Origin of the sequence: Alteromonas sp. K632G, from assembly GCF_017653625.1 — a bacterium.
GTDB lineage: Bacteria > Pseudomonadota > Gammaproteobacteria > Enterobacterales > Alteromonadaceae > Alteromonas > Alteromonas naphthalenivorans.
Genome location: NZ_JAGGDM010000011.1, coordinates 83979 through 110132 on the forward strand (window position 1 = coordinate 83979; position 26154 = coordinate 110132).

A 26154-nucleotide genomic window follows, 5' to 3' on the forward strand; every position below is an offset into this window, starting at 1 on the left:
TTTCGCCATACCTGCTACCCTAGTTAAGTGGAAACAAGCTTAACTATTGATTATTTAAAATACAGAAAAGGCAGTGGATGGCATTAACACTCTATTATTGAGATGAATGACGCAACTGGTCGGCTCAGTTCCCATTTCTTCATCTTTCATTCACATTTATGTCAGATTCATCTACTATTCTGTAATAAAATTACGTAAAGCGATTACAGGTTAACCTTTGTACAAAATACGCAGGCTAGCCATATATCTACTTGTGCTACATCACTTAAAAATTGCGACGGACTCCTAATGACCAGAAGAACGAAAATTCTTGCAACGCTTGGCCCTGCCACTGATTCACTCGAAAAAATTCAAGAACTAATTGCCGCCGGTGCGAACACGGTTCGTATGAACTTTTCACACGGCCAGGCGGAAGATCATATCGAGCGTGCGAAACGCGTAAGAGAAGCGGCTAAAAACTTAGGTAAATACGTTGCCATTTTAGGCGATTTGCAAGGGCCAAAAATTCGTGTTGCTCGTTTTGCTGAAGGCGCGGTTAAGTTGTCTATTGGCGATAGCTTTACACTTGATGCTGAACTAGACCGCGATGCGGGCGATGCCAAGCAAGTTGGCATCGACTATAAAGCACTACCTGATGACGTAAGTGCTGGCGATATTTTGTTACTTGATGACGGTCGTATTCAACTTAAAGTCACCGGCGTAGAAGGTCGTAAAGTACTAACAGAAGTAACTGTTGGTGGCAAATTATCAAACAATAAAGGCATTAACCGTCAAGGCGGTGGTTTGTCAGCTGAAGCCCTTACTGAAAAAGATAAGAAAGACATTATCACGGCTGCTGAAATTGGCGTTGATTACCTTGCGGTTTCATTCCCTCGTAGTGGTGAAGATCTTAATTACGCAAGAAAGCTAGCTGAAGAAGCAGGCTGTTATGCAAAAATCTGCGCTAAAGTAGAGCGTGCTGAAACAGTAGCCACTGATGAAGCTATCACAGACATTATCAGTGCGTCAGATGCGGTGATGGTTGCGCGTGGTGACCTAGGTGTTGAAATTGGTGACGCCGAGCTAGTGGGTGTTCAGAAAAAGCTTATTGCCCGTTCACGCCAGCTTAACAAAATTGTTATTACAGCAACGCAAATGATGGAATCGATGATTGATAGCCCTATGCCTACGCGCGCAGAGGTTATGGACGTTGCCAATGCGGTACTAGATGGTACAGACGCGGTTATGCTTTCAGCTGAAACTGCAGCAGGTAGCTTCCCGATTGAAACTGTTCAAGCGATGGCGCGCGTTTGTGAAGGTGCCGAGACGCACCCTAGCGTTAAAATTTCTAAGCACCGCATGGATGAGCTTTTCTCATCTACTAGCGAATCAATTGCGTTGTCAGCAGTATACGCAGCAAACCACCTACCCAGCGTTAAAGCGATTGTAGGGTTAACTGAAAGCGGTAACACGCCTAAGTTAATGTCGCGTATTACTACCTCGCTGCCTATCATTGCGATGTCTCGCCATGAAGGTACATTAAACACTATGGCCTTATTCCGCGGTGTTAAGCCTGTTTATTTCGATTCATCGAAAAGCGAACCTGGTCAATTAAAATATGATGTCGTTGCAGCACTTAAAGCCAAAGGTTTAGTGCAAAGCGGCGACAACATCATTTTGACATACGGTGATGAAATGGAAAAAATTGGTGCAACCAATACGCTTAAAATTGTTGAAGTAGAATAACCGTTACTCCTACTTAATACTTTTTAAAGGCAGCCAATGGCTGCCTTTTTTATGCGTATTCAACGTTCTGTATCACGGGCACCTACTGCCTATACACATTGTAATTCACATACCAAACTGGTAGAAATGAAAGGTGTCTTTCACTTGTAGTTTTACTTACCACGCTTACTTCAACGGAATAATAATGAAAATAACCGCTCCTCTTTTTTCCGCGCTTTTTGCGCTACTTTGCTTTAACAGCATGGCTGAATCATCCATGAAAAGTGTAATAGTAGCCGCTTCTGAAACGCCATTAGCGCCAATCATGATTCAAGGACCCATGCCAATTGAAGCAGAGTACTTCGCATCACTTTTAACCGACGTTCGTATTGAACATTCAGGTAACGCCACCTTCTATTTGGGGACGTTAAACGGGCACCCTATCGTGGTCGCCAAAACAGGAAAAGGCTTAGAGAACACTGCTGCGGCAACGGCTATAGGTATAAGTCGCTACCAACCAAGAATCATTATTAATCAGGGTACATCCGGTGGGCACGATCCTAAGCTAAACGTTGGTGATATCGTATTGGGCGAAAAAAGCGTAAACGCGAGTAATTTCAAAACCCCTAAGCTAGAAGCGGGCGAAGGCTCTCGCCCTCTGAATTGGATCCCTATGGATTTAATGGCGTCAGAAGGCAGTGCCGGCGAAGGTGACAGTGCAACAGATGCTGAAAAAATTCGTTTTTATGCAGGTGATGAAACCTTACTTGAGCTTGCGATGTCGTTAAGCAAGGAACATAAAAGTGGAAACGTTGTGAAAGGCACCATCGGCAGCGGTAATTTTTGGAATAACGAAATTGATCGCATTGCATGGCTTCACAAAAATCTAGGGACCAGCGTAGAGGAAATGGAATCAGCATCGGCAGCGCAAATTGCCCATGCTTATGGCGTACCTTTTCTTGGTATTCGTATCTTATCTAACAACATTACCAATCACGGTGAATATAACCCTGGTACAGCAGAAGCTTGCCAAATCTTTGTAAAAACCGTTGTTGAAGCTTATATCGCATCGTTGCCAAAGACTTTATAAGCGCCTTGGAAAATAGCCCCATTATAGCCGCCAAGTTATTTTACCCTTACAGCAAATAACTTGGCACTTTCATTCTTAAAACCCATTGGCATTTATTTTATGAAATTAACCCTGCTTCGTAAACTTATACTCGCACTCACCCTAGTTTCACCATCACTGATGGCGAACACTGCCGACACAAAGGCCTCATCGAGTGACTTAACGTTAGCAAACCGCTTCGCCCAACTCGCATTAGCCTGTGTTCATAAAGAATACCCAAACATCATTAAACACATGATGACAGGGGCCGAACATGTTAAGCCGCCTAAACAGCTGTATCCCGCGTTTTACGGCTGCTTTGATTGGCACTCATCTGTACATGGGCATTGGTTATTAACCCGCATTGCGAGCCAATATCCAGAAACGCCTCACTACCCGGACATTATAAAACACCTCGACATCAGTTTTACCGAAGAGAATATCGCTGGTGAAGTCGCTTACTTTAACCGTGAGGGTACAGGTACAAGCTTTGAACGTCCCTATGGGCTTGCTTGGTTTTTACAACTAACCAGTGAATTACGTGAGTGGAATTCACCCGAAGCTAAACGGTGGCTAACCACCCTACTACCACTTGAGAAAAAAATCGTCGCCAACGTAACAGATTGGCTCCCTAAGCTTTCATTTCCTATTCGAGTGGGCGAACATAGTCAAACCGCGTTTGCATTCGGGCTTATGTTAGATTGGAGCCGCACGGCTGGCGATGTTGCATTTGAAAATTTGCTTACCAAAACCATCACAAAGTTATATGCCAATGACGTGAATTGCCCGCTAGCTTACGAACCATCAGGCCAGGACTTCTTATCACCGTGTGTTGCAGAAGCTGACTTGATGCGCCGAGTATATTCAAGCGAGCGTTATGCAAAATGGCTGTCTGCTTTTTTACCCAGCATTCCTATTGATGGCGATGGTTCATGGATAAACGTAGCCACTGTAGTGGATAAAAGTGATGGTAAACTTGCGCATCTAGATGGTTTAAATTTAAGTCGTGCATGGATGCTTGAAGGTATTGCCTCTGCATTGCCGTCAGACGATAAGCGTGTTGCAGCAATTAACAGTGCAGCACAATCACATAAGGTAGCGGGAGTCGATGCTGTGATAAACGATATGCATTATATGGGAAGTCACTGGCTTGGCAGCTTTGCTACTTATCTGGAAACCCAACGCGGGCTTTAAACCACTTACTAATACTAGATTAAATGAAGCAGAGTTGGCGAGCTTAGATGCTCGCAAACTCTGTAGTTGTTGAAGTAAACTGTGTTTGGTGATGGACTAAAATGTTCTTTGCGCGGTCGATTAAATCATCACGCTTAAATGTCCAATTACGTAAGTCCGCCTGCTTTGCTTCTGCAAGGTAAAACTCAATACGTGTTTTACGTAATAAATCTCGCTTCTGAGATACATCGAACTCGGTCTGAGCAAGTATGCGTTCTACTTTTACGATAGAGGCATGGTGGGATTTGTCTGAATCATCTGCGTTCGCTTTACCCACATAAGCCATGTTGTTTGTTAACACGCCTGCAAGCACAATAAGCAGTGAAATCAACACACCTGAAACTAACCAATTTAATACTTTCATCATTCACTTCCTTTTATACTAACTTGCTATTATCCATGTAAGAACGCGTTGGTTCTAAATGACTACTGCACGTTGTAACTTAAACACTTAATTACAACTTGTATTGCACATTGTGTTCCAAATTTCTTACTGCTACCTGATTACCGCGAAGAGTATACGCATCAAGGGTTAGAAAGAAAATTCGTCAAAGGTTGTAAGACAAAAGTTGTAAACTGGATGGGAAAATACTACATGTTGCTGCGAAAAAACGGCATGTTGAAATAAGCGCAAATGTCACTTTACTACTCGATATATCGCGTTATTATGGAATTCTAGGGTTTGATAGACATTAAAAAAGGGGCCGATTGGCCCCTTTCATCTTACTAATAACTGCTTAGTGTTTCATGGCTGTTTCAGTAATAACTTGCAAATTATCTTCAACATTTTTTACATCTGAAGCATTTTTCGCTATTTCGACAGCAAGTTGACGCTCGGCGTCTGAGTCTACGTTACCCGTTAGTGTAACGTTACCGGCTTCAACATCTACATCAATATCGAAACCAGAGATGTCGCTATCCATTAATAGGCGAGTTTTAATAACAGTAGCAATTTTGGCATCAGTAAGCGTGCCCGTTTGCTCATCATATTCTGATTCAGCGTCATCCGACATGTCGCTTGCCATTTTATCCATGTCTTTCTCTTCAATAATAGAAAGCTGGTTGTCTACTGACATAACACCGTCGATATTTGAAACTAACTCTTCTGCTAATTTCTTATCAACTGAATGATCTACCTTACCTGTCAGAACAACGTTACCGTTGTTTACGTCTGTATTGATATCGAATGAATCAAGGTTGCCGTTGAATAGTAGTGTTGCTTCGGCTTTGCCGTCTATCCACGCATCCTTAGCGCCTTTTTCCCATTTGTTATCTGTCTCCATGTCACCAGCAAAAGCTGCAGTTGTCATCGAGGTCGCTACAAGTATAGAAAGTAATGTACGTTTCATAACAGTTCTCCTTTGTTGAAACTCCCAATAGCTAATGCGAAACTCGAGCCAACGCAGCAACCGACTGATTTATAACAATTTACTTCACTTTCACTTTAATTATCACTTGTTAACATCTCTGCAAACTTTTCGACCTATGCGCATTTTTTACTTACATCTTGCTCAACCGGAACGAAAATTGAATATTCGTTAACCAATATACTTATTATTAATCGAGCAATAGCCGAGTTTGTCTTGTTTAAAGAGTTCGCAAGCAAGACAGCAAAGCAAAAAACAACTTAGTCAGGAACGACAATGAATATTTTACTGAACACCATGGCGATATTGCTTATCGCTGCCACTTTAGCCCCTTCACTCCCGTCGAAGCATTGGTTGGTTAGGGTATGGGAATTTCCACGGCTACAGCTACTTGGCTTAATGGTGATAGTGTTGATTGCCCGAGGGGTTATGTATCCATCGGATTTCTCCGCTTTGAACACGCTTATCACCGCATTGCTTTATATTGGATTAATTGCCTGCGCGATTTACCAAGCTATTTGGATCTTGCCTTATACCTTCTTTTATAAAAAGGAAGTGGTTAAAGCATCTTCTCAAGATGCTGGTGAGAGTATTAGTATTTTATCTAGCAATGTCTTTATGCCCAATGAAGATTATGACAAGCTATTAAAGCATGTGCGTGACACCAATCCAGACTTCGTCGTTACTCTTGAATCTAACAAGCGCTGGGAAATAGCCCTATCGGCACTAAACGAAACTCATCCTCACCAGCAGCATTGCCCTTTGGAAAACCTGTATGGCATGCATCTTTACAGTAAATACCCACTGAAAACGGCCAAGCTCAACTATTTAGTAGAAGATGATGTGCCTTCCATGCTTGTCACTATCGATATGGATGGACAAGATGTGACGCTTTACTTCCTTCATCCAAAGCCACCTAGCCCCACTGAGAACAAAACGGCTAGGCCCAGAGATGTCGAACTTACTATGGTAGGCCATGAAATAGCTAAAAAAGACGGGCCTATAATAGTAGCTGGGGACTTGAATGATGTAGCATGGTCGCCTACTACCAGAAAATTTAAGAAAATAAGCGGTATGCTTGACCCAAGAATAGGACGTGCATTTTTCAATACGTTTCACGCCCACTACCCGCTAGTTAAATGGCCATTGGACCATGTGTTTCATTCGAGTCATTTTATGCTGGAAGACATTAGAAAACTGTCTGATATTGGCTCAGATCACTACCCGCTGCTAACGCGATTGAAGCTGAAGCCAAAAGCCTGAATGCAGAAAGTAAAAAGCCGCTATAAAGCGGCTTAATATTGAAAAGGCTTACAACTAGGTAGGCACACGACGTATTGGAACGGACCTAACTGCTTTTGTATTGTGATTTACGCACCACATTACGCTTTCGCATGCTTCTTCACGACGCTTAAAATGGGCAAGACCAATAAGTTTGTCTTCTCGCGGCCACACCGCTTGTTTCAAAATAGCGGTATCGGTTTCGCTAAGTGCGCTAGTATCTAAACTCATTTCAACCGCTTTTTTATTGGGTTTAATCAATGAAGGTTGCGCATCGGTAATAATACTTTTTTTGACGCACACGTATTCACGCAGAACAGGATCTCGTACCACACCTATATAGTCGTCATCGCAAATAATGGCTGGCCACCCTTCAGAAATTCGGCTTTGCCAGAACATTACGACTGTGAAGGCCACTAAAACAAACAGGGTTAAACCAATAAATTGACTATCTAAATCTGGTGCAACAGAAACAATTATTCCTACTAATGCAGCAAATAATATCCACCCACCAAATACCCTTCGCATGGCATTAGGTGAAATACCCGAAATAACACTAACTTGTTTTAACTGGCTTTTTTCATAGTTGCGAAGTTCAACTACCGATTCAGAGTTCACAACTCTCTCCACTTGATTTTTACTCACTTTATATAGATATGATTACGCTCACAAGTGAACCATAGTTTATTATACTAATTAAGATTTACGCCGACTTAGGAAGTTCCGTAGACAATTGACATATTTCAAAATGCATTGAGTCTGCAAGGTTATCTTGCTGACGACGTAATTTTGTCAAGATCACAGACGGCTCTGGCTCTCCAAAAAAGAACCATTCAGCAAAGCGCTTTCCAAGCCCCCCACTCCGTAACTGATAAACATGCACTACATAGCGGTAGCCATTTACGTAAGCATCTTGATAAGCACGGCTTTCATCTACTGACGTCAAACCACCTCTTGGGTGAATAGCAAAGCTTTTCACCCCCGCGCCTCGTTTCGTTAAAAACGATATTCCCGCTTCAGTTACACGCTTAACCGCTGCCTGTTTAAGTGTCTCTAGCGAAATATGCAAGTAAGGCACATCAATTTTACCGAACAACCGACATGCATTAGGGCATCCTGGCGCTAGCCCCACAGAAAAAGCCGTGTGGTCACGTCCTTCCCAAGGGCGGATCCATACGTAAGGGCTAACGTGAACATAAAGTTCAATACCATCACACTGGACGCTAAATACGTCTGGAACCTCTGAATTTCTGGCGTTTACTAGTTCGTTAAGGCGCTCGTCACTGTATTGCATACTAGGCCTCCAATAAAATATTTTAAGCCAATGCGCTGTGAAAAAAACCTAACAACGGGGCGCGCTAAAAATACTCAGCTTAATGATTGACGAGTATGCCATATTTGGTATTTTTTTGTTAGAGCGTTCTGTAATAACAAAGCAGAAACTGACGGTGTATTATTACACTGCCAGTTTACGTTTTTGGATGGGTATGGAAATGATAGAGCGGGGAATTAGCGCTGTTCGCGATGATTTTCAGGAACCGCTACCAGTTGCTCCTCAACCATTTCACAGGTACCTTCCACGCTGTCACCGCGGCGGGTTTCAAATGAGACCGAATCTCCCTCAGATTTATCTTCACATGCTTCAATAGCTTCAGGTGGCGGTCCATTCGGACGGCCCTGTTGGGCAAATGCACTTAAACTTCCAGTAATAAGTGTGGCAACGAATACAAGTTTTAACAATTTCATGACTTTTCCTAAGAAGATTAACTAACTCACATTCAGCATACGCGTTAATTGTGCAGATACAGTGTAGAGAACATGTAGAAGTAAGGGAATAAAAGCAGAAACAATTGTGAGCAACGCACAAGGATAGATATACTCAGCAGAATGAAACTATCCCATAAATTACTTGTTATTCTTGTCGGCTTTACCTGTGTGTCTTTGTCGCTTTCATTAGCACTTGCACGATGGAGCTTCGAGCAAGGCTTTAATGAATTTATTCAAAATCAGGAGCGAGAGCGCCTGAGGAGTTTGAGTCGCGTACTTATTGCAGAATACAGCAGCAATAATAACAGTTGGGACAACATTCAAATAGAGAGTGTAGCGCCTACTGGCATGCCCCATCGACGCCCTGGAATGCGACCTCGACCTGGTGGCTTCCCTCCCCCTAGACATCAAATTGAAGATGTATCTGCCGGCCCTCCTACATTACTCACTAATCCGTCTGGGGACGTCGTATCTGGGCAAGCGTCCTATGAAGACGAAAACGAACGAAATGAAGTAAGCGTGAAACTCGACTTTAACGGCCAGATCATAGGTCGGCTTACCAGTTACCCGCCTAAGACACCTGATTCTGATGTGGCTCGCGCTTTTTCTGAACAACAGCTGCAAGCCATTATCTTTATAGGCCTATTGTCGCTTATTGCCTCGCTTATACTGGCATTAGGCGTTACGCCGCGCATGCTAAGCCCTTTTAAGGCAATATTACAAAGCGTTAAAGGCCTAACCGCCCATCAGTATAAAACCAACTTGCCAGAAAACCGTCCTGATGAATTTGGCGAGCTGATGCGGCACATAAATACATTGGGAAATACCCTTGGAGCGCACAAAAATACTAAAAGTCAATGGCTAGCTGATATCTCTCACGAACTCCGTACGCCTCTCACCATTTTATCGGGCGAAATTGAATTGATAAAAGCAGGGATTCGACCACTTGATCAAAAACAACTGGCCTCGTTTGACCAAGAGGTCACACGCTTGTCTTTATTGGTTGAAGATTTATACCAATTATCACTGTCTGATATTGGCGGGCTTTCTTATCATTTCTCGTCAGTGAATTTGAGCCAAGTAATCGTGCAACAAAGCGAAAGCCTTGCGCATATTTTTGATACAAAAGGGCTTACCTTCACTTGTTCCTGCCCACCCAACATCACCATTAACGCCGACCACCAACGCTTGAAACAGCTTATGCTCAACTTGTTAGTTAACGCATGTGAGTATACCGATGCACCAGGTACCGTGGAGGTAGTGGTTTCAGAACAACCTTCCTTTATCGTTATTATTGTCCAAGATTCAGCGCCAAGCATCGCGAAAGAAAATGCGGCGGCATTATTTGAACCTTTGTTTAGAGAAGATGCCTCACGTAGACGTCGAACACAAGGTGCTGGCCTTGGTCTATCAATTAGTAAACAAATTATTGAGGCCCATGGTGGCAAAATTAGCGCGTCAGTTTCGTCGCTCGGCGGCGTTAAAATTACGGCAGAACTGCCCAAACATTTCACTACGGATAATAACTAATGACACCGCACAAACATGTACTCATTGTTGAAGATGAAGATAAAATTGCGCAAATTTTAGTTGAATTTCTTGCCTTGGAAGGATTCACATCTACCGTATTAAATGAAGGCACACACGTGGTTGATACGGTAAAAAAGGAAGCTCCGTCGGCCATTATTTTAGATAGAATGCTGCCCGGTGTGGACGGACTCACCATTTGCAAATCGCTACGTAGTTTTTCTATGGTACCCATAATCATGTTGACCGCCCGAGTCGATGAAATAGACCGACTTATTGGTTTAGAAGCAGGTGCTGATGACTACGTTTGTAAACCTTTTTCAGCACGTGAAGTCGTAGCACGGATACAAGCGGTATTGCGGCGAACCACGCAACAAACCCAAACTGATTTGTCATCAGAAAAGCTCACTTTCCGCCATATCGAATTGGATATGTCTCGGTTTGAATGTGCTGTGGATGGCAACATTATTGAGCTTACACCGGTAGAATTCCGGTTATTGAAAACGATGATGACAAAACCTGGCGTAGTCTATTCCCGCGACCAGCTTATGGAGCTTGGCTATGAAGATGGCAGAGTGGTAAGTAACCGCACCATCGACAGCCATATGAAAAACCTTCGCCACAAATTAGCGACGGCAGAACACATCAGCCCTATTCACGCGGTATATGGCATTGGCTACAAAGTACAGTAGCCTGTGATACATCTTCATTAAAGCCCCTTCGAACCTGCACAGAAACTGCACATTTTAGCGATAGTCTTGGAATTGGTAATTCAATAGACATTCAAATCTAAAAAACAGTTCTGAGGCCACATATGAAGACGTCATTCTACGCACTACTCATGCTCGTGCTGCTGGGCGCATCAGCATGCTCTGATAGCGATAATTCCGACAACACTTCCACGACACAGGATAGTGATACGTCTACTGACTCAGATAGCGATAGCGACTCAAGCAATAGTATTGTTGGCGCAAACCCTGACTACTTTCTAGCTGCGGGTTTGGCCGAAACGATTACCACTACCTCTTGTACGCTTACAGATGGAACCACCACCGATTGCTACAAGGTTGTTATCAACGGTGCTCCTGCAAATACAGACATAGGGCCTTTCTGCCCGTCCACTATTACTGACGATGCCACCCAAGGCGGTATATGGTTTGACGGAAGTGGCGAGGTATATCAGCTGGAAGGGCAATTTTTTGTGGACGTAAAAACCCTTTATGGCGATGACTGGGAATTATACGATGAAGATACTGGCGAAATTTTCGTTACAGATACTCAGGTAGCCTGTGAAGCGGCAGCCCGTCCCAACGTAGCCGAAGAATATCAAAATCACTGTGTAGAGTGCTCAATTAGCTATTATGACGGTGGTATGCAACAAACCATTTTAATTCCAGTCACGCCAGTCCCTCTATCAAACCCCGAATCTATTGGTGCTGACTTGGGCGTTTCATTAAACGGTGTAGTGATAGCAGGCCCTGCCCCCGTCTCTCAAATATTAGCCGCGAACACCATTGCAGCGTTTGACGATTGTGGTGGCCACGTGAACCCCGCTGAAGGCTATCATTATCACGCATCATTAGGCTGTAGCGAAGTGGTAACCAGTATTGATGATCATGCCAATCTCATGGGATATGCCCTTGATGGCTTCGGCATCTACGGCATGTTAAATGCCAATGGAGAAGAAGACTATGATCTTGATGAGTGTAGAGGCCATGAAGACGATACAAGAGGCTACCATTATCATGCAGCAAGTGCGGCGGAAAACATGTTTATAGGCTGCTATCAAGGTGCACAAGGCAGTATAGAGGTAAATTAATGACGTCTGTAGGTGTAAAATCATTCAAGTCACTACCCGGAACATTACCTTTACTCTCATCGGTAACGTTACTAGCAATGGCATGCACGACGACAGTTTTGGCCCACAGCGGTCATATTCACAACGAAGCATTTGAAGCCTGCGAAACAAAAACTAAGGGCGAGGCATGCAGTTACCTTGTAGCCAACACGCAGCGTTATAAAGGAAGCTGCCAAGTTTTTAATTTAAAGACCTTGTGTGTTCGAAGTGAGCCCATCGAATATTTACAAACAGTACCAGATGAAATTGAGATTGAAGTTAAAACAGACCAGGTAACTACAGACCAGGTAACTAAAGACCAATTAGGCACTGTGAAAACCAGTAATGTTAATGCAGCTAACACCCCCTCTCAGTAATCATTAAACCCTTTCCCAAAATGGGGCATTCGCCCCATTTTTACACTGTGAAATAGATTCACACTAAGTGAATTCTTTGCAAGCCTAAACACTGGCACCCAACACAAAAATAAATAATCTCCAAACTTTTCAATATATTAGACTAAGGTCTAATTATTGCTAAGTTACCTGCAAGTAAGCATTACAGATAAGACAGTTAATGCGACGTTTGATAACAATGACAGTAGTTAAGCTATCAAACACTCACCAAAGGGAAATTAGGAGGTTCACATGCATTCACCCGTCAGCGTTGTCACGATAGTAAAAAGTCGTACAGAAAAACTCTGCAGGCTCATAGAGCAGCTTGAGTCATGTAACCCACTCCCCGATGAGCTTGTCATCGTTTGGATGTGTTCTCCTTCAACGCTTTCATTAGCGAAAAGTGAGAAGTTTAATATCGTGCATAAGTTTGTGGCTAACGGAGCATTACCGATTGCTAGAGCACGCAATCGCGGCTTACAAGAAGCCAAAAGCAACCTTTTAGCTTACCTAAATGTTGATGCTATTGTAGATAAAAACTTCATCGCTAAAGGATTGAATGCATGGTGTCCAGGTTCAGTGGTATTTACCAAAGTGACATTCGTTCCAGAGTCACAATGGACCTTTCCCCACGACACCTTATGCCATATTAAAAGCCAAGAATTACCAGACGAAGATAATAACGAAATTCCGTCAAGACAACAGGAAGATGATCATGGAAAGTTTAGTGACGATAGCATTTGTTCTACAGTGTTTTTTATTAGCAAGACAGATTTTAAGAAAACCGGCGGTTTCGATGAAGGTTACGACGGCTTCGGACTAAATGACGAAGACTTTTTTACCAATTGCCGTTCATTGGGTTTTTCATTAAACCAAATCGAATTGCAGACTTTTGCGCCAGAGCGCCCCAATTACCGCTGCCCTATTAATCACCTTCTAGATTTTGTCAGAAACGCCGAGCGTTACCACGCAAAATGGGGCGTTAACCCTTGTATCGATGTGCTAAATGCATACGCAGAAGCCGGTTATATTAATGAAGATTTTGAAACCGCCGGTATTCATGTTCTGCAATTGCCAAAGCGCGAAAAAACGCCTTCTGAAAACGAAATGTCTTCGCAAGAGCACGATACAGCGTTGATTAAGCAATCGGCTTAAAAATCGTGGGAAGACTGTTCAAGGAGTGAGTATGTCGATTTTAAAACCTGATCTAGAGCAAAAAGTATCAGCTTTTATCAACCAAGCCGATTACCCCTGTGTGGGAGCCAAAACTGCGTTAAACAAGGGTAAAATCACTGTAAAGCAGTACGATAATTTTCGATGCGACACGAATGACACCGACATCTTGACGGACATCTACGACTTCATTCATCGCTTTGAGCTTGATAAAGATATGTATTCCTCGTTGGTACTTACGTTTGAACAACCAGAAATTTTGAGTGAGGTTGTTTTTGATAAATTGATGTGGCGCAAGCTTCAGCGGCTTCATGACATCGACACCTGTATGCACGACTGGGATAACCAAGTAGACGAAAATCCACATAGCCCTAACTTTAGTTTTAGTTTGGGCGGAAAAGCGTTTTTTATCATTGGACTCCACCCCGGTGCGAAGCGAAAAAGCAGACGCTTTGAGCGCCCCTCGCTAGTGTTCAATCTTCACGAGCAATTTGAACTACTTCGCAAACAAGGCAAATTTGAGGATTTAAGAGACCACATTCGTCAACAAGACGAAGCCTTCTGTGGTTCAAAAAATACCTTGTTGCAAAATCATGGTGAGCAATCAGAAGCATATCAGTACAGTGGAAAGCAGCAACCTAAGCGTTGGCAGTGTCCTTTCCATGCAAATCAAAACTAATCTACATTAATTCAAATAGAGAAATAAAGAGGCAGCAATGCGACAAACCATTCAACCAAGAAGCGGCACAGCATTCACTATTAATAAAGGTGAGCGGCTAAAAGTTATTGACCCTGAAGGGGAACAAGTTGCCGATTTATATGCTTTTAACGCCCATGATAAAAATGAGTTTATGTCGTCAGGCCGTTCGCTAGATTATAACGAAAGCACCCACTTTAAATCAGGATGTAAGCTTTACTCCAACGAAAGTCAGGTGATGTTTGAAATCATTGAAGATACGGTGGAAGAACACGATTTTCTTTTAACCCCTTGCAGTGTGGATACCTTCAAACACTTTTATCCCAGTGAAACACCCGTACCTGGATGCCATGGCAACTTAGTGGCCGCATTCGCTGAGTTCGATATTCCTGCACATCATATTGGCACTACATTCAATACCTTTATGAACGTGGATGTAAGCCCCGAGGGAAAAATTGCCGTGCTACCGCCTACGAGTAAAGCCGGTGACTACACTATTTTTGAAGCAAAAATGGACATGATTGTAGGTCTTACTGCATGCTCTGCGGGCGAATCGAATAACTTTCGCTATAAACCAATTCAATTTGAAATTTTGCCCGCTTTATAAGCAAAATTTGAGACCGTTAAACTTGCTCTCGTTGAGAGCAAGTTCGCCCTATCATCACCTTAAATTCGTTTTACCCTCTATTTTCAACATAGCTCCCACCATTCAATATAGTGCGCTTCTCATCAACTTTTTCTAAATTTAAAAAAGCTTAGCATTTAGTCCTTTAGGAAAATTGCGTAAATGCTTGGTATCAATTATCTTTTAGGTACTCTAAGAAAAACATTATTTTTATGTCCATTCGCATACGGTACACGCTAGCGCTGCTTCTCATTGCCTGTCTTGTCACGGCATCTGTATTTACAATGCGAACAATGCTGAACAATCAGCGTCTTGATGCAGAAATTATCAATATTGCGGGGCAGCAGCGAATGCTCTCTCAACGCATTGCCCTTCTCGTACAAAAAATAAGTGCCTGTGGTGAAGACAGCGCATCGTCTACCGACATCCTTGAAGCGGCCATCAAGACCTTTTCAAGTAATCATCAAAAACTTATCTCTTTGCCTTCTTTACCAGACTCTATCTCTAATATGTATTTCGGTACTAGCCAGCTTGATGCAAAGGTTAATCAATATATTGCACAAGCAAGGGTACTTGTGAAATCACCCCAATGTTCTTCTTCAATTGTTATTACTATAGAACAAGCCACCAGGCTGCTAGAGCAACTTAATAGTGTGGTTTATATGTTCGAGCTAGAGGCGAAAAGTCATGTTGATGCGGTCTCGTCTCTTGAGTTCTATTTGTGGCTTGCCACTATATTCCTACTAGGGGTTGAAGCTTTTTTCATTTTCGCGCCCATGGATAGAAAAATAAAAAAGACAATACAGCATCTATATGAAGCCTCTGAAAAAGCAGAAACAGAAGCGCTAAAGGCGCAGGAAGCCAATAGAGCTAAGTCCGAGTTTCTATCGAGTATGAGTCACGAATTACGCACGCCAATGAATGGGCTGTTTGGCATGATTGAACTTGCGATGGATAACCCAAGCAAGAGTGAAAATTACTTACGAAAGGCCAAAACCGCTGGGCGACAATTGCTTACCCTTATTAACGACATTCTCGATTTATCAAAAATTGAAGCGGGGAAAATTGTGGTTGAAAAAGGCCCTGTCGACTTGCTTCAACTGCTTGATGAGGTGGTATCTATACAGCGTATTTATTGCCAGAACAAAGGCTTAGATTTTCATTACAATAAACAGCAAACGCTAGCGCCCATTATTCAAGGTGACATCACCCGTATTGCACAAATCTTACATAACCTATTGAGTAACGCCATTAAGTTCACCGAGTCAGGTAGCGTAACCTTATCGGTCAGCCAAGCTCTCACGGAGAGTGGCAATACCTTGCTGTTTTCGGTTAAAGATACCGGTATTGGTATTGATTCTGATAAATTGTCGACTATCTTTCAAAAATTTGAGCAAGCAGACCAGTCAACCACCCGCCATTATGGAGGCACTGGGCTAGGGCTGAGTATCGCTAAAGAATTAGCACAATTAATGGACGGTAATATTTTAGCCACCTCAACCTTAGGCGCCGGTAGTGAATTTACGCTAACCCTTCCGGTGGTTGAAGAGTCTCTGCCCGCCATCGAGGTTAAAACTGACGCCATATTGCGCTGCGCTATTGTGGACGACTTGCTTACAAGCCGAGAATATCTAGAACACGTGGTTGCCGCAATGTCGCTTATTCCAACGTCGTACTCAAGCGCAAAGGACTTTCTGGAAGATACGCCCAATAATTACGATGTTATTATTCTCGATTTAGCGATGCCAGAGATGAGCGGCGTTGATTTGTTGCGAGAATTAGTAAAAACAGATATCTCGCCATTTCCAAAAATCATTTTGATTTCAGCAGAACTTGAACGATTAGATTGTGAAGAGGCCGTGAAAGACGTTATTTGGCGCTCACATGCAAAGCCGATCATCCGCAAAGACTTAGAGCTCGATTTACAAAGCCTAGTGTCCCGAGCCAGCAAGCCAACCGGCTTCCCCCATAAAGCAGCGCCTAGGTTGCGCATTCTTATTGCAGAAGATAATGATATTAACGCCGAAATTGTAAAAGCAATGCTTGAAGGCGAAGGTTTTAAAATTGTGCATGTGAAAGATGGTGAGCAAGCCGTTGCAGCCTGTGCCAAGCACTTGTTCGACTTCATATTGATGGACTGCAACATGCCCGTAATGGACGGTATTATGGCCGCTAGCATTATTCGAAACGAATTAAAGATAAACACGCCTATCGCAGCACTTACTGCCAATGCATTCCCTGAAGATAAAGAAGAATGTTTAAATGCAGGCATGAATGACTTTCTTACCAAGCCATTAGATAAAGACCTGCTGCTCTCTAGTATTAAGCAATTTACGCAAAAGTGGTAACGCACCTTGAAGCGACCGACATACCTGCCGTTAGAGAAAAATCTTTTACTCGTAGCGTTTTTCCTCGCCAATATACCCTGGTGCAATGGCAAGATTATCGGTATTTTCCAGCGTTTCCTGATTTCGCAACCACAGTTGGTATTCACCCGTACGCAGACTGGCATGTTTAGTACAATCTACATTCCACCGGCGCAGTAGATACCCTGCCATAGCGGCCCGTACTTCAAGGTGAAGTACTCCTTCTTCCATACCATAATCGAGCTCAATGGCAGTAGGATGGTTTATATTTTTCGGGTGCGGCACTACTTCTAAGGCTATTTTTCGCTGCCATGCTTCATCGGCTAGGCTCTGTTCGCTTAATGCAGGGTTGGCCTTTAGGGTAACTTTACTAATACGGGTTAGCACGAAATCTCTGAAGCTTCCGGTTTTTCTATCAAACGCACGCACGTGCCAACGCTGGCCATTATCTACAATGCTATGGGGCACCAATTCTCGCGCGCCCGAACCACTTGAAAGCGACGTATAAATAACACTCACTGCTTTGTTATTAACAATAGCTTGCACTAGTTTCGCCACTACATAAATATCGGGGATATTTAACGACGACGCACTTTCTACAGGAAAATGAATATCACCGATGGCATCGAAGCCATCAGAAATATCGTTCGCTAACTTCACCAAGGTTCTTCGAGGGTCGTGCTCGAACAAAGGCACGAACGAATCGGTTTGAAAATAACGCTTTTCTCTGGCGTCATACGTAAGGTTATTTGGGGCTAACACTTTGTATAGGCTGAAATCTCGAGAGCCTGCGGACAAGCCCACTTCGAAACGACCTATAAGATCTTGGCGATAAATCGCCCCTTTAAACAACAAACAAAAATCGATATAAGCCAACCGCTGGCGCTGAGCAAAGCTGACGGTATCAAGACTTGCGTTTTCTGAAGGTGAAGCATCCCTAAGGCCGAATTCTCGCCCTTCATTACCTAGCATTTGGGTGGCAGACATATCATTTCCATTTAACTGTACTTTTAACCAGTGTGGTTCATTTTGAGCGCACTGTAAATAGAAATTTTTTCGTATTTTTTGTTATTGTCTTCACAAGAAACCTTAACTGATTTAGCGAGTATCAAATATAAAAAACCCAGCAGATGCTGGGTTTTTATTAACATGCTTAGTAATAAGCGTGTTGAGTTACATTGCTACGATATCTCGATTAGCGACGAGCCTTAACCCGCGATACCGCCATACCGAAGCAAGCAAGTAATGCTAGAACACCAGTACTTGGCGCTGGAACTTCTGTAATTGAAATTTGAGCGGATGACGTAGTCGCCTGCAACTGCTGGCCATTGGAGTTGAGAACACTGCCACTTACATCAAACAGTGAGTCGTTCACAGCACTTAATGCTGAAAAATTCAACGTGTACAGCTCTAAGGTCCCTGCTAGTAATTGCTGAGTCCCTAACATCTCTAACATCCATGAAAACGGGAGCAAACCCGTTGACGATACAGAGATCATTCCAGGAACAGTTGAGAACAAACCATCTAAGAAAGTAAATCCCGAGCTATCGCCAAAGGTTACAGAGCCATCTGAATACGTCAAGCTTGTTGAATCATAGATAAACGTATTATCAAATGATACCAGAGGTAGTGTTCCACCAATCGCTAGTAGAGCGTTCACATCTAAATTAACCGTAGCCGTAACAGTATCACCCACGTTATAAGATGCCTGATCGGTACTAATGTTAATAACCGCTGCTTGCGCACTAAAACCAACTAATGCAAATAAACCAATAATAAATTTTTTCATTCTTTAATTCCTACTTATTCTACTGCACAACCAGCGCGAGTACACATGGCCATCAAGGCATTTAGGTCAAAGAAATTAACCATGCCATCATTATTAAAATCATACTGTAAATCGCTCGCACCACCTGATAAGAACAAGCCGTAGAACGCCATAATGTCGTTATAATCTACGTCGTTGTCGCCATCAAAATCGCCAGGTTGTACCGCATCTGGGAAGTTAAGTACTACTAATACTGGGTCGTGATCTGAAGAGCGGTATGCATCAGCGCCGTAATAATCCGTGATTTGCGCGTCAGTTTTATACTCTTCATTGTAATCAAACACACGAGGCTCATCTGCGTTAATGTGCCATACCGTCGCATCAACCACATATTCAGTTAAGCTTGGGCTAGATAATGCGTGGTCTAGGTAACCTAGTTCGCCGCCAAATGTGTATGAGTATGCCGAATCGCCACCAAAGGTGTTAACTAAGTTGGTATAGCCAGCACTTTCAAGGGCCAAAATAGGCTCTTCTGCTGCATACGCGTTTAAGTCACCCATAATGAGTAAGCGGTCAGATAAGGTATCGCTATTGTTTTCTACAATGGCAACCAAGCCATTAGCTGCATCGGTACGCAATGCGTTCCAACAGCCCTGTCCATCACCTGAATCGGCATTATCACCGGTAGCACTTGAACAACTTCCTTTCGATTTAAAGTGGTTTACGGCAAGGGTGAATGCTTCACCGTTGGCGTTCACTGTAAATGATTGAAGAAGCGGCTGACGGTTACCATAGTCAAACGGTGACTCAGACGATGTAACAGCGTTACCAAATGGTGTGACTACTGCAGGCTTGTAAATCATGCCTACTGCAATTTCGTCGGTACCTAATGCTTCACTGATTGACACATAGCTATACACATCACCGCCCATTTCAGCATTAACCGCTGCGGTTAATGTTGCAATAGCAGAGTCTTCACCATGACCATCATTTTCAACTTCTACAAGACCCACAACATCTGCATCCATTGCTGCTAGCGCTGCAACGATTTTCGCTTCTTGGCGAACCAATTCGAATTCATTGGTAGCGCCGCGAGAGGTTGGGAAGTCTGGTCCATCGAAATAGTTAAGTACGTTAAAGCTAGCCACTTTTACATCGCCGGTTAAGCCGATTAACGGGTAAGCCGTACGTGCATTGGTGCGAACTAATTCTAAGTCCATTACCGGTAGCAATTGATACTCGCTGAACGAGTAATGCATTACACCTGTGAGGTTTTCAACTGTATCGCCCAAACGTAGAGGGTTAGCATGCGTTAGCCCGCCCACAGGGAATGGAATACCATCTAGGTTTTGGCTATTTGAAGCATCATCTACCAACAATGTATTGAGGGCATTTTGTTCTGCTAACGCTATCGCTTCGGCTGTGCCCGCAGGATATTGGTTAGTCGGGATCATCACGCGCTCAGAGCCCACGTTAAACTGTCCGTAACGACCTAAGTTATATACGTCATTGACCAGCAACGATTGGGTAAAGGTAATTTGCATACCTTCATAGGCTTCAAGGTTGGTATCTGTACTAAATGGCATACTAAGTTCTGTGTAGAGAATACTTCCACCTGCGCCTAACACTTCAACGTCGCCTGATAATACAAACTCGGTTAAGTCGTTGTATTCAACCACGTCACCTTGCATGCGAACCAAGTCGCCAACCATTGGGAAAGTCTCTAGGGAAGTAGCATATACAAACACACCTTCAGAGGTTGCGTCGTTGCCATCTGAATCAGCCGCTTCTTCTTGAACAAAGAAACCAGACAAGTCTTCCGCTACTTTGGTCACTACCGCTTCAATGATTACGGTAGTATCAGCAAGTGGTGAAGCATCACCTTCGTCCTGCAGTTCACTGATAAGCACCAACTCGACTGTTGGGTCTACCGGATCTACTGGGTCGACAGGGTCTGTCGGATCAGTTGGGTCGGTTGGATCTGTAGGGTCGACCACACTGCCATTGTGCGAACCAAAATAATCGTAAGTGTTTTGGCTGTAGCTATCCCACTCACTGTCTGGGTCAAAAGCAGCGTTACGTGTTGCATTACCTTCAGTAATTGAAGCTTTACGCACTAGGGTTACATCTTTACCCCAGTTGGTTTTTACGCCAAACGTACCAACAGCATCAATGGTGACATCACCGTAACTTAGCTCGATGTAATCGTCACCGTTGAAGTTCATTACAAAGCTACTCAACGTCGAGCCTGTAGTCAGCGCATCTTCAGCGCTAGCATGACTAAAGGTAGCCACGGCACCAGAGGCTAACGTGCCGCTAAGTTCCAATACTTTTTCGTCACCTACGCTGGTAGCGCCATTTGAAAGTAATTTAAGCTTATAGTTACTTAAATCTACTGCCTCAGTTGAACCATTGTAAATTTCTACCGCTTTGTTAAAGCTGCTGCCTTCAATGTATTCAGAAATGAAAACGGCGTGGCCTGAACCTGTACTTCCGTCAGTGCCATCATCAACTGAGTCACCAGAATCTTCTCCCGTATCACCGCCATCTGAATCGCCAGCGTCTGTACCATCACAACTTGCATTGAATATTAGTGAAGCAAGCTCAGGCTTGTCGATAAAGGGGTTACGGTTACCTTGGAATTCGAAAACTTTGCTGTTTCTTTCAAGTTCGAATTCATCAACAGGGTCGCTTTCATGCCATTGTAAAAGAACACACAGTTTGCCTTGGGCGGCTTCGTCAGTGCTGGTTAAACGGTCAACCAATACCAAGTCTGCTTCCGACTCGCTGCTATCACTGCCATCGTACCGTACGTCCATGTAAAACATAGCGCGTGCTACATCACCCTTTACTGAATCACGAGGTTCAAAAGAGTCACTATCAATGCTGTTTGCTGGCGCTTCAGGTAGTGCACCATCACTGAAATCAAAATCTAGATTGCCGCGAGAACCGTTTACCGATATATCGGTTGGGCGAAGGTGATGAATATCTGAATATGCGGCTAAGCTGCTACTAGAGAAACCATGGCTGTTCGCCCAAACGTGCTCTCTATTCCAATTGTCCTGATTGCTGCTTTGCGTGCCACTACCGTTACTGAATTTAGCTAACGATGTTCCCATGTAGAACAACACGACATTGTCTGGGTTGGCAGGGTCTTGATCGGTGTCAGTTAGGGCTGTCCATGCTTCTGAATAAGAAAGCTGATGGTGATCGAGTGAGATAATATTTTGAGCCAGCGCTTTAAGTGTTTCAGCGCTTTCATTATTCGTTATTGCTGTATCAAGCTGCGCATAATAATCCGCTTCAACATAGTCGCTGGGCAATTTAACCGCGGTTAAATCAGGGCAGTTAAAGCAACTTTCGGTTAAGGTACGAAGCGTGTCGTCAGATGTTTCGCCATCATCGCCGCCTTCATCCTCTCCTTCAGAGCCAGTTGAACCTGATAAAACAACGCTGTTTACAAAGTGGGATTCTGTCCCAGCATTGTTCTTCATAGCTAGTTTTATTTGAACCGTGCTTGCATCAGGAATAGCAGAATTAACGGTTACACTAGTGTAGTCATCTATAAGAGTGTGAATATCTGTTCCCAGTGCATTGGTGACTAAGACAAACTCTCCACCATCAACTGAGTACATCACATCAACATAATCTATGTCTTCTTGCGTACCACTTTCTGATACTTCGACATCAAGCTGCAAGTCAGTTAAGCCATTTACGACAATAACCTCAGACACCCACACGGCATCGCCATCTACGTCGCGAGCACTTAGTTGGCCGCCATCGACTTTAAACCAGTCAGAAACCGCACTTAAATCAGCGTCTGTTACATCAATACTCCAGCGTGATACGCCATCCATATCAATAGTAATAGTATCTCCTCCAACCGCTCCTTTGCCATCTAATGTGGCTGCGTCGAAGTTTTCTTCCCAAATTACATCTGATAAAGCGTTAAAAGAAAGTGGCAGCGTTAACACACTACCCAATATTAATTTCACGCACAAAGCTGACTTACTCAACTTCGCTCGCCCTTGCCTACCCAGTTCCGCCATGTTGTTATCGTCCACTTTTTTTTAGGAACGTATAAAATTATATACTTGCGTATACACAGCAAGAACTTGTGCAAAATAATATCATATTTTTATTTAAACATTAAAATCATAAACTTACGCCGTTTAAATAAGTTTATTTTTTGTTTAACTCAAGTGTACTTTGGTACAGGTAAAACTAACTGTGTAAATTTTGTGCAAATACTTAGGTCGTAATAAAACTGAAGCTTACCGCCCTCTTATATGACAATTTGAGGTCGAAAATAAAAAAGAGGCTGCCGAATGGCAGCCTCTTACGATTAATCACAGTAATACTGTTGATTTATAAAGATATTAATTAATTCTTATGTTTAGTTTCCATATTTGGCTAAGAATTTATTAAAGTCTTCTTGATATGTCGCTTTTAAGCGCAAGCATTGGTTCGACTCATCCAACATAATGTCGAAACTACGCGCCATACCTTCATGCTTATCTTTGATTGGCGTGTAAAACGCTTTAGCCATATCTAAGTTTTCGGCACTACAGGTAGTAGATACAAACTCAGGCATACGAGATACATGGTAATCAGGCATCTTTGCAATCAAGGCATCAAGGTTCTTGTCTAACCATTTATACAAGGCAGTTTTGAGCTCTAAATTACGCGATACTCTTACCAACATGTAAAGCGTGTTGGCTGGCGTAATATCATCGGTTAATGCTAAATCTAGCATTTTGTTTGCCGTGGCTTCATCAGTGTAGCGCATGGAATAAAGCAAGGTACGTTTAACATTGGGTAGTTGCGCTTCTTTGAATGCGGCCACCAACGTATCGTAGAGATCATCTTCAGTATACTTCGTGGTGATACCTATCGCGGTGTCAGCAATACCCGCAGGAACTGCACTGCTATCTTTAATATATTGCTTGGCTATCAATTCACTCTTTTTAATCAGTGCTTCGTTGTTTGCTCTGTTTCCGAGCAGGCTATAAAGCTGATTACGTAGGCTAATAACACTCTCCGCTTCGCCACTAGTTTGCTCAAGGGTAAGCTCATTTAATAAAGGTAAGTACTCTTGGTTCAACAACGCAGCATAGTTCGCTCTATTGTCGTCGTTAATTAAGTAGTCAAACTCACCCAAAACGCCTACCGCGGCACGTTTAACAACAGGGTCGTTGTCTTTCGCCAATGCGGTTAATACTGGCATTATGCTATCAATACTTACCTTGCCCGCGTTAAGTAATGCTTGCATGTTATACAACACATTTTTCTTTTCGCGGTTATTAAGCACATTTAAATCGCTAAGTAAGTTAGCAAGTTGCTTACTTGTAATTGCCCAGCGGAAATAGCCTGTTGCGTTGTCGTTAGGGAAAACCCAGTCAGCTTCAGCAAGTTGAGGCAATGTGGTTTTGGCTTTATCGATAAACACCACTTCTTGCTTTATCTTGCCATTTACTTTGTAAGTAAGTTTAAGTGGAACAGCCCAAGTTTGTGCTTCTACGGTTGCGCCTGCGTAATGAAAACGTTCCTGCGTAATAGTGCCGTTATCGTCTATAGAAATAAGTGGGTAAGCAGGCTGTTCTAAATAGGCTTTCATCATGGCACTTAAATTAATGTCTGATACACCATCAAGAGCAGCCCATAAGTCGTCAGCAACCGTATTGCCCCATGCATGGGTGTTCATATAGTTACGTACACCTTCACGGAACTTCTCAGTACCAATTAACGACTCTATCATTTGCAAAATAGACTCGCCTTTTGAGTAGTTAAGCCCCAAGCCATCCATTACATCAGGCTGGGTACGAACCACTTTTTTCACCGGTTTAACGGTAGGGCTAGCATCGGCACCGAACGCAGATTCTTGCACGATACGATCGGCAAAATTAAGTTCTGGGTAAAGCTCCATCATGGTGTAGCTGGCAGCCCACGAGGCAAACGCTTCGTTTAGCCATAAATCGTCCCACCATGCCATGGTAACTAAGTTACCAAACCATTGGTGTGCCAATTCATGTGCAATAACATTAAGCGGGCCTTTACGTTCTGTTAAACCAGGCTCATCTTCTAATAATAATAAGCTGTCGCGATAAGTAATTAGCCCTACGTTTTCCATCGCACCGTGCGTAAAGTTAGGCACTGCAACAAAATCGAGTTTTTTGTAAGGGTATTTAATATCGAAAAAGTCTTCTAGCGTGGCTAAAATTTCAGGGGTATGTTTCACCACAAATTTTGTTTTATCTGCATAGCCTTTAGGCACGTAGATTTTACCAGGTACCGACAAGCCTTCTAACTCTGCGCTATCGAACGGCCCTACGGTATAAGCAATTAAGTAGGTTGGCATAGGTTTGGTTTTTTCAAACTTAACCGTTTGCATGCCTTCGCTAACATCGCGGCTCTCAACCGGCGTATTCGATACCACCACTTGTTTTTCAGGCGCTGTGATTGTCATTTGGTACGCTATTTTAAATGCAGGTTCGTCGAAGCTAGGAAATGCTTTACGTGCATGCATATCTTCAAACTGCGTAAATAGGTAGTTTGTTTCTTCAAAACGAGATAAATACATACCATCAGATGAGGTATTCACCTTGCCTTCGAAGTCGATTACGAGGGTGTATTTGCCTGGTGCAATGTCAGCATCAGCCATACCCCAATTAATGTTGTACTCGCCTTCTTCAACATTAAGTGCTATTACGCGCTCGTTTTGAATAAGCTCGGCATGAGTGATCGTAAGATCTTGCTGATAAAAGCCTACTTTTTTGGTCACCGTATTAACTGTGACGTTTATACGAGTAGAGCCAGAGTAATGTGGTGCGTCGGGATCTAGGTTTAAATGAATGTCTTGAAAGGTTGGCGTTACGGAAGATGGTAAGCGGTATTCAACGTCTTTTGCTAACACTTGAGTCGTTAACAGCGCCAAAACACAACTAAACAACGTTATGATTCGTCTCATATATTATAATTCCATGTAGAGAGGGAACTGAGTTCCTGAAGCCGGAGCATTGCCCCATGTATAATCGCGGGGGGGCATAATCAGGTTTATCGAGGCGCGCAACCTGACTAGTCGCAAATTTTTTTAGAAATTGTTACGAGAAATGTCTAGCCTAATAGTTAGTGCATTCAGCGTGTTATACACGTATTTCGCCTCCTATTCCTTTCTCATAACTTCAAGATGTAGCGGTAATTCACCGCTTACGCCAACTCCTATCTTCAATAAAATGCATAAACTGTATCCACAGGTTTACCGATTATTAAGCGCGTCCATCGCTGTTAATCTCTTATTGGCAAGTTA

Annotated in this window: 21 protein-coding genes; 12 read left to right on the plus strand and 9 right to left on the minus strand. The window is 43.1% G+C overall.

The window, feature by feature from the left end; genetic code table 11:
• Window positions 1-288: 288 nt before the first annotated feature.
• The 3 genes from pyk to J5X92_RS12195 all read left to right on the plus strand — a co-directional run bounded on the left by pyk (window position 289) and on the right by J5X92_RS12195 (window position 4006).
• Entirely contained in the window at window positions 289-1725 is a 1437-nt protein-coding gene (gene pyk, locus J5X92_RS12185) for a pyruvate kinase (protein WP_062087417.1), read from the plus strand.
• A 184-nt stretch (window positions 1726-1909) separates the two neighbouring features.
• Window positions 1910-2794 (plus strand): 5'-methylthioadenosine/S-adenosylhomocysteine nucleosidase, encoded by an 885-nt coding sequence (locus tag J5X92_RS12190; RefSeq protein ID WP_208805850.1) that lies wholly within the window; start codon window positions 1910-1912, stop codon window positions 2792-2794.
• A 159-nt stretch (window positions 2795-2953) separates the two neighbouring features.
• Entirely contained in the window at window positions 2954-4006 is a 1053-nt protein-coding gene (locus J5X92_RS12195) for a DUF2891 domain-containing protein (RefSeq protein ID WP_244360730.1), read from the plus strand.
• 43 nt (window positions 4007-4049) lie between these two features.
• Here the strand turns inward: J5X92_RS12195 and J5X92_RS12200 are convergent, their stop codons facing one another.
• Complete coding sequence (locus tag J5X92_RS12200; protein WP_244360699.1) at window positions 4050-4412, minus strand: hypothetical protein; 363 nt, start codon at window positions 4410-4412, stop codon at window positions 4050-4052.
• A gap of 370 nt (window positions 4413-4782) precedes the next feature.
• The gene (locus J5X92_RS12205; protein ID WP_126873415.1) at window positions 4783-5394 is read right to left on the minus strand and encodes a BON domain-containing protein; all 612 of its coding nucleotides are present in this window, start codon (window positions 5392-5394) and stop codon (window positions 4783-4785) included.
• A 294-nt stretch (window positions 5395-5688) separates the two neighbouring features.
• Here J5X92_RS12205 and J5X92_RS12210 point away from each other — a divergent pair, with 294 nt between their 5' ends.
• On the plus strand, window positions 5689-6675 hold the full coding sequence (locus J5X92_RS12210; RefSeq protein WP_208805852.1) for an endonuclease/exonuclease/phosphatase family protein: 987 nt from the start codon (window positions 5689-5691) through the stop codon (window positions 6673-6675).
• Window positions 6676-6729: 54 nt separating this feature from the next.
• Here J5X92_RS12210 and J5X92_RS12215 read toward each other — a convergent pair whose 3' ends face one another.
• The 3 genes from J5X92_RS12215 to J5X92_RS12225 form a co-directional block, all read right to left on the minus strand.
• On the minus strand, window positions 6730-7311 hold the full coding sequence (locus J5X92_RS12215; protein WP_208805853.1) for a hypothetical protein: 582 nt from the start codon (window positions 7309-7311) through the stop codon (window positions 6730-6732).
• An 85-nt stretch (window positions 7312-7396) separates the two neighbouring features.
• Window positions 7397-7987 (minus strand): hypothetical protein, encoded by a 591-nt coding sequence (locus J5X92_RS12220; RefSeq protein ID WP_208805854.1) that lies wholly within the window; start codon window positions 7985-7987, stop codon window positions 7397-7399.
• Between the two features lie 215 nt (window positions 7988-8202).
• The gene (locus J5X92_RS12225; protein WP_208805855.1) at window positions 8203-8439 is read right to left on the minus strand and encodes a hypothetical protein; all 237 of its coding nucleotides are present in this window, start codon (window positions 8437-8439) and stop codon (window positions 8203-8205) included.
• Window positions 8440-8580: 141 nt separating this feature from the next.
• On the opposite strand from J5X92_RS12225, the gene J5X92_RS12230 reads away from it, so the two are divergent.
• The 8 genes from J5X92_RS12230 (at window position 8581) to J5X92_RS12265 (ending at window position 17062) form a co-directional block, all read left to right on the plus strand.
• Entirely contained in the window at window positions 8581-9990 is a 1410-nt protein-coding gene (locus J5X92_RS12230; RefSeq protein ID WP_013783630.1) for an ATP-binding protein, read from the plus strand.
• Window positions 9990-10679 (plus strand): response regulator, encoded by a 690-nt coding sequence (locus tag J5X92_RS12235; protein ID WP_208805856.1) that lies wholly within the window; start codon window positions 9990-9992, stop codon window positions 10677-10679. The genes J5X92_RS12230 and J5X92_RS12235 overlap by 1 nt, the downstream gene beginning before the upstream one ends.
• A 122-nt stretch (window positions 10680-10801) precedes the next feature.
• Window positions 10802-11806, plus strand: coding sequence for a YHYH protein (locus J5X92_RS12240; protein ID WP_208805857.1), 1005 nt, complete (start codon window positions 10802-10804; stop codon window positions 11804-11806).
• Complete coding sequence (locus tag J5X92_RS12245; RefSeq protein ID WP_208805858.1) at window positions 11806-12201, plus strand: hypothetical protein; 396 nt, start codon at window positions 11806-11808, stop codon at window positions 12199-12201. The genes J5X92_RS12240 and J5X92_RS12245 overlap by 1 nt, the downstream gene beginning before the upstream one ends.
• A gap of 270 nt (window positions 12202-12471) precedes the next feature.
• Window positions 12472-13374 (plus strand): galactosyltransferase-related protein, encoded by a 903-nt coding sequence (locus tag J5X92_RS12250; protein WP_208805859.1) that lies wholly within the window; start codon window positions 12472-12474, stop codon window positions 13372-13374.
• A 31-nt stretch (window positions 13375-13405) separates the two neighbouring features.
• A complete protein-coding gene (gntA, locus tag J5X92_RS12255; protein ID WP_208805860.1) occupies window positions 13406-14071 on the plus strand; it encodes a guanitoxin biosynthesis heme-dependent pre-guanitoxin N-hydroxylase GntA in 666 nt (221 codons plus the stop codon).
• Between the two features lie 37 nt (window positions 14072-14108).
• A complete protein-coding gene (locus J5X92_RS12260) occupies window positions 14109-14696 on the plus strand; it encodes an urea carboxylase-associated family protein (protein ID WP_208805861.1) in 588 nt (195 codons plus the stop codon).
• Window positions 14697-14926: 230 nt separating this feature from the next.
• A complete protein-coding gene (locus tag J5X92_RS12265) occupies window positions 14927-17062 on the plus strand; it encodes a response regulator (protein ID WP_208805862.1) in 2136 nt (711 codons plus the stop codon).
• A gap of 45 nt (window positions 17063-17107) precedes the next feature.
• On the opposite strand, the gene J5X92_RS12270 is transcribed toward J5X92_RS12265, so the two are convergent.
• The 4 genes from J5X92_RS12270 to J5X92_RS12285 form a co-directional block, all read right to left on the minus strand.
• Complete coding sequence (locus J5X92_RS12270; RefSeq protein WP_244360703.1) at window positions 17108-18067, minus strand: WYL domain-containing protein; 960 nt, start codon at window positions 18065-18067, stop codon at window positions 17108-17110.
• A 208-nt stretch (window positions 18068-18275) separates the two neighbouring features.
• Complete coding sequence (locus J5X92_RS12275) at window positions 18276-18869, minus strand: hypothetical protein (RefSeq protein WP_208805863.1); 594 nt, start codon at window positions 18867-18869, stop codon at window positions 18276-18278.
• A 14-nt stretch (window positions 18870-18883) separates the two neighbouring features.
• The gene (locus tag J5X92_RS12280) at window positions 18884-22897 is read right to left on the minus strand and encodes an ExeM/NucH family extracellular endonuclease (protein WP_208805864.1); all 4014 of its coding nucleotides are present in this window, start codon (window positions 22895-22897) and stop codon (window positions 18884-18886) included.
• A 347-nt stretch (window positions 22898-23244) separates the two neighbouring features.
• Window positions 23245-25815 carry a M1 family metallopeptidase gene (locus tag J5X92_RS12285; RefSeq protein WP_208805865.1) on the minus strand — a complete coding sequence of 857 codons (2571 nt, stop codon included), beginning with the start codon at window positions 25813-25815 and terminating at the stop codon, window positions 23245-23247.
• Window positions 25816-26154 lie beyond the last annotated feature (339 nt).

Excerpts from the sequence above, each read along its gene's own strand:
- pyk (WP_062087417.1), top strand. The coding sequence starts at position 289 with ATGACCAGAAGAACGAAAATTCTTGCAACGCTTGGCCCTGCCACTGAT.
- J5X92_RS12190 (WP_208805850.1), top strand. The coding sequence starts at position 1,910 with ATGAAAATAACCGCTCCTCTTTTTTCCGCGCTTTTTGCGCTACTTTGC.
- J5X92_RS12195 (WP_244360730.1), top strand. The coding sequence starts at position 2,954 with ATGGCGAACACTGCCGACACAAAGGCCTCATCGAGTGACTTAACGTTA.
- J5X92_RS12200 (WP_244360699.1), bottom strand. The coding sequence starts at position 4,412 with ATGATGAAAGTATTAAATTGGTTAGTTTCAGGTGTGTTGATTTCACTG.
- J5X92_RS12205 (WP_126873415.1), bottom strand. The coding sequence starts at position 5,394 with ATGAAACGTACATTACTTTCTATACTTGTAGCGACCTCGATGACAACT.
- J5X92_RS12210 (WP_208805852.1), top strand. The coding sequence starts at position 5,689 with ATGAATATTTTACTGAACACCATGGCGATATTGCTTATCGCTGCCACT.
- J5X92_RS12220 (WP_208805854.1), bottom strand. The coding sequence starts at position 7,987 with ATGCAATACAGTGACGAGCGCCTTAACGAACTAGTAAACGCCAGAAAT.
- J5X92_RS12225 (WP_208805855.1), bottom strand. The coding sequence starts at position 8,439 with ATGAAATTGTTAAAACTTGTATTCGTTGCCACACTTATTACTGGAAGT.
- J5X92_RS12230 (WP_013783630.1), top strand. The coding sequence starts at position 8,581 with ATGAAACTATCCCATAAATTACTTGTTATTCTTGTCGGCTTTACCTGT.
- J5X92_RS12235 (WP_208805856.1), top strand. The coding sequence starts at position 9,990 with ATGACACCGCACAAACATGTACTCATTGTTGAAGATGAAGATAAAATT.
- J5X92_RS12240 (WP_208805857.1), top strand. The coding sequence starts at position 10,802 with ATGAAGACGTCATTCTACGCACTACTCATGCTCGTGCTGCTGGGCGCA.
- J5X92_RS12245 (WP_208805858.1), top strand. The coding sequence starts at position 11,806 with ATGACGTCTGTAGGTGTAAAATCATTCAAGTCACTACCCGGAACATTA.
- J5X92_RS12250 (WP_208805859.1), top strand. The coding sequence starts at position 12,472 with ATGCATTCACCCGTCAGCGTTGTCACGATAGTAAAAAGTCGTACAGAA.
- gntA (WP_208805860.1), top strand. The coding sequence starts at position 13,406 with ATGTCGATTTTAAAACCTGATCTAGAGCAAAAAGTATCAGCTTTTATC.
- J5X92_RS12260 (WP_208805861.1), top strand. The coding sequence starts at position 14,109 with ATGCGACAAACCATTCAACCAAGAAGCGGCACAGCATTCACTATTAAT.
- J5X92_RS12265 (WP_208805862.1), top strand. The coding sequence starts at position 14,927 with ATGTCCATTCGCATACGGTACACGCTAGCGCTGCTTCTCATTGCCTGT.
- J5X92_RS12270 (WP_244360703.1), bottom strand. The coding sequence starts at position 18,067 with ATGTCTGCCACCCAAATGCTAGGTAATGAAGGGCGAGAATTCGGCCTT.
- J5X92_RS12275 (WP_208805863.1), bottom strand. The coding sequence starts at position 18,869 with ATGAAAAAATTTATTATTGGTTTATTTGCATTAGTTGGTTTTAGTGCG.
- J5X92_RS12280 (WP_208805864.1), bottom strand. The coding sequence starts at position 22,897 with ATGGCGGAACTGGGTAGGCAAGGGCGAGCGAAGTTGAGTAAGTCAGCT.
- J5X92_RS12285 (WP_208805865.1), bottom strand. The coding sequence starts at position 25,815 with ATGAGACGAATCATAACGTTGTTTAGTTGTGTTTTGGCGCTGTTAACG.